Below are 7381 nucleotides of genomic sequence, written 5' to 3' on the forward strand. Positions count from 1 at the left end.
GTCACTTCTTCTGCGAGGCCTGGGCTTGCTGTTGCTGGCGCTGGATGGCCGCCCTGACCTTGTCCTTCACGTCGGCCACCGTCTGGTCGATGGTGAAGCTGGCAGGCATCTGGCTGGGCGGATAGTTGACGAAGGTCTGCAGGAACTGAGCCGCGCGGCGGTTCGCCTCGAGCACCACGTAGGGGTTCTCGAACTGCCACTGGTCGTACTGCGACGTGGGGCCGACGCTCGCCCGCTCGTACGGGTCCATGCGCAGGTTGTAAAGGTTGGGCGCGCGCAGGCAGGTGAGCGGCTCCTTCCAGATCTGCATGGACCCTGGGGCGCGCTGCTCGCAGAACACGACCTTCCAGGCCGTGGGCGTGGTCGCGCCCGGCAGCAGGGTGTCGTAGCGCATGGCCACGAGCTCGGCATCGTCGTCGAAATAGTAGAACTCGTTGCGTGCACTCTTGTCGGTCTGGCCGAGAAGAAGCGGCAGCTGGTTGTAGCCGTCGAGATGGACCTTGGCCGTCTTGCCGCCCAGCGAGGTGCCCTTGAGCAGCTTGTCCTTGATGTTGGCGTCGCCCGCCGCCGCCAGCAGCGTGGGGAACCAGTCGAGGCCCGAGAACATCGCATTGGTGGTGGTGTTGGGCTTGATCTTGCCCGGCCAGCGCACCATGGCCGGCACGCGGAAGGCGCCCTCCCAGTTCGAGTCCTTCTCGCTGCGGAAAGGCGTGTTCGCCGCGTCGGGCCAGCTGAAGAAATTCGGCCCGTTGTCGGTGGTGTAGATGACGATGGTGTCCTTGGTGATGCCGGCGTCGTCGAGCGACTTGAGCAGCTTGCCGACGTTCTGGTCCATCTCCCACATGCCGTCGGCATATTCGTGGCCTGGGCCAAGACCGGCCTTGCCGCGGTATTCGGAGCGCACATGCGTGAAGGCGTGCATGCGGGTGAAGTTCATCCACACGAAGAAAGGCTTCTTGGCCTGCGCCTGCTTCTTGATGTAGTCGATGGCCGCGCCGGTGGTCTCGTCGTCGACGGTTTCCATCCGCTTGCGGGTCAGCGGGCCGGTGTCCTGGATCTTGCCGTCGGAGGTGGCCTTGAGCACACCGCGCGGGTTGTAGAACTTCAGGAAATCGGGATTGTTCTTGAACCAGTAGGGCCGCTCCGGCTCCTCTTCGGCATTCAGGTGATAGAGGTTTCCGAAGAACTCGTCGAAGCCGTGCTTGGTGGGCAGGAATCGGTCCTGGTCGCCCAGGTGGTTCTTGCCGAACTGCGCAGTGGCGTAGCCCAGCGGCTTGAGCGCCTGCGCGATGGTGACGTCGCGGTCCTGCAGGCCCACCGGCGCGCCTGGCATGCCCACCTTGGACATGCCGGTGCGAAACACCGTCTGGCCCGTGATGAAGGTGGAGCGCCCCGCCGTGCAGCTGTTCTCGGCGTAGTAGTCGGTGAACTTCATGCCCTCCTGGGCAATGCGGTCGATGTTGGGCGTCTGGTAGCCCACGACGCCGTTGCCGAAGGCACTGACGTTCGCAACGCCCACGTCGTCGCCGAAGATCACCAGGATGTTCGGCTTGGAACCCTGGGCCTGATTCTGGTTCTGGGTCTGCGCCTTGGCCTGCTGTGCCTGCGCAGGCGCAAGCACGCTGCCGATGACCAGCGCGCCGGCCATGGCCAGGCGGCTTATCGCCTGCCATCGAAAGTTCATGGATCTCGTCATCGATCTACTCCTTCTCGCGATGAACGTTCAAGGCTTGCCCGGGAAGATCTGCTTCCAGTCCTTCTTCATGCTCACGACGACCCAGTTGCGCTTGGGCGCTTCGTCCAGCGCCTTGTCCAGCTTGCCGAAGGGCGACTGGCGGTCGTAGGCGAACTCGCGCTCGGCGTCGTCGTGATGGACCAGCAGGCCCAGGCGCCGGCCGGGCCCGGTGGTGGTGTACTGCAGCATCTGCAGGTCGCCATCGGAATTGCCGAAGGCCAGGATGGGCTGCTGCCCGATGTGCATGTAGATGCCCACCGGCTTGCCCGGCCCATCGTCGACGAAATGCAGCTTGGGCTGGCGCATGAGCGACGTGCCGTCATACACGATGCCCTGCGACGAGCCCACCACCCGCTCGGGCGGAATGCCGTAGACAGCCTCGGTCCATGGCCGCATCGCTTCCATGGTGCCGCCGGAGACGATGAAGTTCTTGAAGCCCTTGGAGCGCAGGTAGCTCAGCAGTTCCAGCTGCGGCTGGTACACGGCTTCGGTGTAGGGGCGCTTGAGCGTCGGGTGGCGGGCGGTGGCGAACCACTGGCGCACCGTCTTGTCGTAGTCCTCCACCGACATGCCGCTGTTGGCCTGCACCAGCAGGTCGAGCAAGGGCTTCTCGCCCTGCGCCAGCGCGCCCTTCAGGTCGTTGGCCGCCAGGGCCTTGTACACCGGATTGTCCTGCCACTGCGGATTGCGCGGCGCCGCGGCCTTGACCTGGTCGATCATGAAGGCGAACTGCGTGTACATGGGCTGCTCGACCCACAGCGTGCCGTCGTTGTCGAAGGTGGCGATGCGCTGGGCCGGCGGCACGTAGTTGGGCGAAGCCTCGTTCGTCACGTCGTTGACGAAGTCGATGATCGACTGCCGCGCCGGCCCATCGGCCCACGAGGGCAGCGGATCGGTGCCCGAAAGGCTGGCGCAGCCGGCGGCGCCCCACGCGACGAAGCCCGCCACGAGCCACGACGCAGCCCCTTTCAACCACGATCTTCTGCTGCCTGCTTGAGAAAAAATGGCCATTGCTCGCAACCCCCTTCGTCGAACTGAAGTGTTTTGAATTACATGCTGCCGCGGGCTTGTTCTTGTCTGCGCTGCTGTGCGCATTTAACCCGGGTCGCGCGAGCGTAGCGTTGTTGTGCAACGCTGGCAATCGCTAATGCGCGGGAAATGAGAGGGACAGGAACTCGCCCACGCGGGGCTGCTCACTAGCAAATAACCGCTGCAAACAACGCAGGCGGTGGGCGCGCCACCCGTCTTGAACCACAATGGCGCTTTTTTTCGTCAACCTAAATCAACAGAGAAAGTGGCAACTGCAATGATCCGTTCCGATGACACCGGCAAGCTCATCCTTCGCCTGGCCCTGGGCATCCTCATCCTGTTGCACGGCATTGCCAAGCTGAGCAGCGGCGTAGGCTTCATCTCCGGTCAATTGACCGCCAACGGTCTGCCCGGCGCGCTGGCCTACCTGGTCTTCGTTGGCGAAATCCTCGCGCCCGTGCTGCTGATTGCCGGCATCTACACGCGGCCCGCCGCCTGGATCGTGGTCATCAACATGCTGGTGGCCATCTGGCTGGTGCACACCAAGGATCTGTTCGTCATCGGCAAGCAAGGGGGCTGGGCACTGGAACTGCAGGGCATGTTCCTCTTCGCCGCACTGGCCGTGGCTTTCATGGGTGCCGGCCGCTTCAGCGTGGGCGGTACCGGCGGTCGCTACAACTGATCGCCTGGCTCAGTCGTCTTCGGAAGCATCGAGGCCCGGAAACAGGACCTCGGTGAAGCCGAAGCGCGAGAAATCGCGCACGCGCATGGGGTAGAGCTTGCCCAGCAGGTGGTCCACCTCGTGCTGCACGACCCGTGCGTGAAAACCGCTCACCGTGCGATCGATCGGGTCGCCATAAGGATCGAAGCCGGTGTAGCGGATGTTGGCAAATCGCGGCACCACGCCGCGCAGGCCCGGCACCGAGAGGCAGCCCTCCCAGCCCTCCTCTTCATCGGTGCCGATGGGCGTGATCACCGGGTTGAGGAGCACCGTGCGCGGCACGACGGGTGCATCGGGGTAGCGTGGATTGGGTGCGTCGGTGCCGAAGATCACCAACTGCTGGTCCACACCGATCTGCGGCGCCGCGAGGCCCGCGCCATTGACCGCCGCCATGGTCTCGAACATGTCGCGCACCAGCAGGTGCAACTCGTCGGTGTCGAACTCGGCCACCGGCTGCGCCACCCGGAGCAGCCGCGGGTCGCCCATCTTCAGGATTTCTCGGATTGCCATGCGCCGATTATCTGGCCGCCGCGCATGGCCTCGCTTGCCGCGCGTTCAACGCCAGTAGGGCCGGCCTCCCCAATAGCCGCGGCCGTAGTAGCCGGGCCGGCCGTAGTAATAGGGGCGTCCGTAGTAGGGCCGGCCGTAGTAGCCGCCCACGCCGATGTCGACGCTGACAGGCGGCGCCACCACCGCGGCTTCTCCGTAGGGGTACGCAGGCGGCGCGACCACGCACCCACCCAGCGCGAGGACGGCTGCGCCGGCAGCGCCAGCCAGCGCGATTCGGCGGATTGCAGTCATGGGCGTTTCTCCAGAAAGTTCATTCATCTGGCTATTCAACGCCCCGTCTTTCTCGCTGTTGACCCCCGCCTGTGAAGGTGGTGTAAAGCCTGGTTCAGGCCTGCAACAACAAGGCGAGCATCTGCGCTTCGTCGATGACGTTCACGCCCAGCGCCTGCGCCTTGTCCAGCTTGCTGCCGGCCTCGGCGCCGGCCACCAGGTAGTCGGTCTTCTTGCTCACCGAGCCGGCCACCTTGGCGCCTGCCGCTTCGAGCTTGTCCTTGGCTTCGTCGCGGCTGAGCGTCGGCAATGTTCCCGTGATGACGAAGGTCTTGCCCGACAGCGGCTTGGGCGCGCGCGCCGCCGGCTCGCCCTCTTCCCACTGCACGCCGCTGGCGCGCAACTGCTCGACCACTTCGCGGTTGTGCGGCTGGCTGAAGAAGGTGTGCAGGCTCTGCGCCACCACGGGCCCCACGTCGTTCACCTCGAGCAACTGCTCTTCGCTCGCATCCATGATGGCGTCGAGCTTGCCGAAATGCTTGGCCAGGTCCTTGGCCGTGCTCTCGCCGACATGCCGGATGCCCAGGCCGAAGAGGAATCGCGGCAAGGTGGTCTTCTTCGATTTCTCCAGCGCCTGCACCAGGTTCGTGGCCGACTTCTCGGCCATGCGGTCCAACCCTGCCAATGTCGACAGGCCCAGCTTGTACAGGTCCGGCAGCGTGCGGATCAGGTGGCCGTCCACCAGCTGCTCGACCAGCTTGTCGCCCAGGCCCTCGATGTCCATGGCGCGGCGCGCGGCAAAGTGCAGGATGGCTTCCTTGCGCTGCGCTGCGCAGAACAGGCCGCCGCTGCAGCGATGATCGACTTCGCCCTCTTCGCGCACCGCGTCGGAGCCGCACACGGGGCACTTGGCCGGCATGGTGAAGATGGCGCCCCGCTGCTCGGACGGCCGCGCGGCGCTTTCCGGCAGCACGCCCACCACTTCGGGAATGACGTCGCCGGCGCGCCGCACGATCACCTTGTCGCCCACGCGCACGTCCTTGCGGCGCACTTCGTCCTCGTTGTGCAGCGTGGCATTGGTGACGGTGACGCCGCCGACGAACACGGGCGCGAGCTTGGCCACCGGCGTGAGCTTGCCGGTGCGGCCCACCTGGACCTCGATGGCCATCACCTCGGTCACCTGCTCTTGCGCAGGATACTTGTGGGCCACGGCCCAGCGCGGCTCCCGGCTCTTGAAGCCCAGCTGCCGCTGCAGCGCCAGGCTGTTGACCTTGTAGACCACGCCGTCGATGTCGAAGGGCAGCGCGTCGCGCTGCGCCGCGATGCGCGCATGGAATTCGACCAGCGCATCGGCGCCCTGCCCCACCGCGCGCTCCTTCGACACCGGCAAGCCGAACTGGCCGAGCGCATCGAGCAGGCCGCTGTGCGTGTCGGGCTGTGCATCCCAACCCACGACTTCGCCGAGGCCGTAGGCGAAGAAGCTCAGCGGCCGCTGCGCGACCAGGGCCGGGTCCAGCTGGCGGATCGCGCCGGCGGCCGTGTTGCGCGGGTTGATGAAGGTCTTCTCGCCCTTCTCGCGCTGCCGTTCGTTGAGCTTCTCGAAGGCGTCGCGGCGCATGTAGGCCTCGCCGCGCACTTCCAGCACCTGCGGGGCTTCGCCCTTGAGCCGCAGCGGAATCTGGCCGATGGTGCGCAGGTTCTGCGTGACGTCCTCGCCGGTTTCGCCGTCGCCGCGGGTGGCGCCCTGCACCAGCACGCCGTTCTCGTAGCGCAGGTTGATGGCCAGTCCGTCGAACTTGAGCTCGGCGGAATATTCGACCGGCGGTGCATCGGGCGCCAGGCCCAGTTCGCGGCGCACACGCGCATCGAAGGCCTGCGCGCCCGCGGCGGTGGTGTCGGTCTCGGTGTGGATCGACAGCATGGGCACGGCGTGCCGCACTGGCGTGAGGCCGGCCAGCACGGCGCCGCCCACGCGCAGCGTGGGCGAATCGGGCGTACGCAGTTCGGGGTGCGCCTTCTCGATCTCCTGCAGGCGCCTGAACAGCTTGTCGTACTCTGCATCCGGCAGCTCGGGTGCATCGAGGACGTAGTACAGATGCGCGTGATGCTGCAGTTCCGAACGCAAGCGCTGCGCCTCGGCAGCCAGCTCGGCCGGCGCCGCCGTTGAATTTGAGGTGGTCATGAAAAGGCTCAGCTGAACAATCGCCGCGCCAGCGCGGAGCCGGCGGCGAGGTCGCGCGAATCGAGCGTGTCGTAGAGCTGCTCGAGGTCGGCGCCAATGATGTCCATGGTGTCGTCACGCAGCATCTGGCTGTCGCCGTCGGTGACCACGCCATCCATCTCGGCGGCCAGGGTGGCGGCGATCTCGCGCATGCGGCTGAAGGGCTGCTCGGCACGTGCGACCTGGGGCACGTCCAGGCTCAGCACGAGTTCGCGGATGGCCGACTGCGTCGGGTCGTCCGCCAGCGCGGCCTGGGTGTCGAAGCCCAGGCCGAGGATGGGCGGCAGGCCCGCCTCGCTGGTGGGCAGCACCATGCGCCCCGGCAGCAGGCCGGGCACGAAGCCCAGGCGCGCCGCGTTCTGCTGCACATAGCCGGGGCTCCATGCCGCATGGCGCGCACGCAGCACGAAGCTCAGCTGCGCGTCGTGCGAACTGGCGAACTGGTCCAGCTCGCGCGCACGGCTCACCTCGTCGAGCATCTCGGGGAACTGCGGCGTGCCGTTGATGGCATCCGCAAAGGCCGAGGCCTTGACGGTGAATTCGGAGAACTCGATCTCATTGAGCGCGCCGGTGCGGTTGGCCATCTGCACCCCGGCCTGGAAGGCGCGGTAGCGCTGGCCGGCTGCCGGCGGCTCCCATTGCCCGGTCGCATCGTTGAGGCCTTCGATGGCCACCGGCTTGCTGCCTGCGCGGCGCGTGGCCGGCATGGCGGCCAGCGCGGCGTCGCCCGAGACGAGGCCGTCCAGCGCGATGGGCGCGATGACGTCGATGAGCGCATCCAGCCCGCCGCGCCGCTCGGCCGTGCCGCCCGCCAGCGTGGTGGGTGCCGGCAGGTCGGGGTCGAACAAGGGCTCGTGCCGGTCGGCGCTGGCGTCCATCGGCGGGTCGACGTGCA

General features: G+C 66.5%; 7 protein-coding genes. 1 reads left to right on the forward strand and 6 read right to left on the reverse strand.

The features are described 5' to 3' along the window. Nucleotide 1 precedes the first annotated feature (1 nt). Both VSO01S_RS05380 and VSO01S_RS05385 read right to left on the reverse strand, forming a co-directional pair. The gene (locus VSO01S_RS05380; RefSeq protein ID WP_153305139.1) at nt 2-1648 is read right to left on the reverse strand and encodes an arylsulfatase; all 1647 of its coding nucleotides are present in this window, start codon (nt 1646-1648) and stop codon (nt 2-4) included. A gap of 75 nt (nt 1649-1723) precedes the next feature. Beyond that, on the reverse strand, nt 1724-2746 hold the full coding sequence (locus VSO01S_RS05385) for an HAD family hydrolase (RefSeq protein WP_068640768.1): 1023 nt from the start codon (nt 2744-2746) through the stop codon (nt 1724-1726). Between the two features lie 295 nt (nt 2747-3041). Here VSO01S_RS05385 and VSO01S_RS05390 point away from each other — a divergent pair, with 295 nt between their 5' ends. Then, nucleotides 3042-3446: a DoxX family protein gene (locus VSO01S_RS05390; RefSeq protein WP_068640769.1), complete on the forward strand. Its 405-nt coding sequence runs from the start codon at nt 3042-3044 to the stop codon at nt 3444-3446. 9 nt (nt 3447-3455) lie between these two features. Here the strand turns inward: VSO01S_RS05390 and def are convergent, their stop codons facing one another. From def to VSO01S_RS05410, 4 genes are all read right to left on the reverse strand, one after another. After that, a complete protein-coding gene (gene def / locus VSO01S_RS05395) occupies nt 3456-3995 on the reverse strand; it encodes a peptide deformylase (RefSeq protein WP_068640770.1) in 540 nt (179 codons plus the stop codon). 45 nt (nt 3996-4040) lie between these two features. Beyond that, complete coding sequence (locus VSO01S_RS05400) at nt 4041-4286, reverse strand: hypothetical protein (RefSeq protein ID WP_068640771.1); 246 nt, start codon at nt 4284-4286, stop codon at nt 4041-4043. A gap of 94 nt (nt 4287-4380) precedes the next feature. After that, nucleotides 4381-6447, reverse strand: a complete 2067-nt coding sequence (gene ligA, locus VSO01S_RS05405; protein ID WP_068640772.1) for an NAD-dependent DNA ligase LigA — start codon at nt 6445-6447, stop codon at nt 4381-4383. 8 nt (nt 6448-6455) lie between these two features. Continuing rightward, a partial coding sequence (locus tag VSO01S_RS05410) for a cell division protein ZipA C-terminal FtsZ-binding domain-containing protein (protein WP_068640782.1) occupies nt 6456-7381 on the reverse strand: 926 nt, incomplete at its 5' end.

The organism is Variovorax soli NBRC 106424, assembly GCF_001591385.1.
In the GTDB taxonomy this organism is placed as follows: domain Bacteria; phylum Pseudomonadota; class Gammaproteobacteria; order Burkholderiales; family Burkholderiaceae_C; genus Variovorax; species Variovorax soli.

Coding starts and splice junctions, on each gene's coding strand:
- VSO01S_RS05380 (WP_153305139.1), bottom strand. CDS start 1,648: ATGGCCGGCGCGCTGGTCATCGGCAGCGTGCTTGCGCCTGCGCAGGCA.
- VSO01S_RS05385 (WP_068640768.1), bottom strand. CDS start 2,746: ATGGCCATTTTTTCTCAAGCAGGCAGCAGAAGATCGTGGTTGAAAGGG.
- VSO01S_RS05390 (WP_068640769.1), top strand. CDS start 3,042: ATGATCCGTTCCGATGACACCGGCAAGCTCATCCTTCGCCTGGCCCTG.
- def (WP_068640770.1), bottom strand. CDS start 3,995: ATGGCAATCCGAGAAATCCTGAAGATGGGCGACCCGCGGCTGCTCCGG.
- VSO01S_RS05400 (WP_068640771.1), bottom strand. CDS start 4,286: ATGACTGCAATCCGCCGAATCGCGCTGGCTGGCGCTGCCGGCGCAGCC.
- ligA (WP_068640772.1), bottom strand. CDS start 6,447: ATGACCACCTCAAATTCAACGGCGGCGCCGGCCGAGCTGGCTGCCGAG.